The 361-nt window shown below is 65.7% G+C and carries 1 protein-coding gene; it reads left to right on the forward strand.

Features of this window, described 5'->3' with window-relative positions:
* A partial coding sequence (locus SLS51_RS23450) for a DUF1795 domain-containing protein (protein ID WP_439126911.1) occupies window positions 1-361 on the forward strand: 361 nt, incomplete at both ends.

Here is a 361-nt window from a genome sequence, read left to right on the forward strand (position 1 = left end):
CAGCGTGCCCCGCGACTGGCGGGATGTCAGTCTGCTGGTACTCACCAGCCCCGATGACCACAACGGCAGCAGCTTTACCCTGTCCCGCGACACCCTGCCCTGGGGCCTCGACTTCCCCCAGTTTGCCGAGCGCGAAATCACGTCCCTCAGTCAGCAGCTGAAAGACTGGCAGCTTATCGCCCAGGAACCCGGCCGGCTCAATGGCCGCGACACCCTGACCGCCGAGTTCACCTGGGCCGCCCCGCAGGGTCCCCTGCATCAGCTGATGATGATGCTCAACCTGCCACACCAGGTGCTGATACTGACCGGCACCTGCAACGGTGCCATGACCCCGGCTCAGCGCGCGCAGATGCAGGCCATC

Origin of the sequence: Photorhabdus africana (assembly GCF_035181445.1) — a bacterium.
Classification (GTDB): Bacteria; Pseudomonadota; Gammaproteobacteria; order Enterobacterales; family Enterobacteriaceae; genus Photorhabdus; species Photorhabdus laumondii.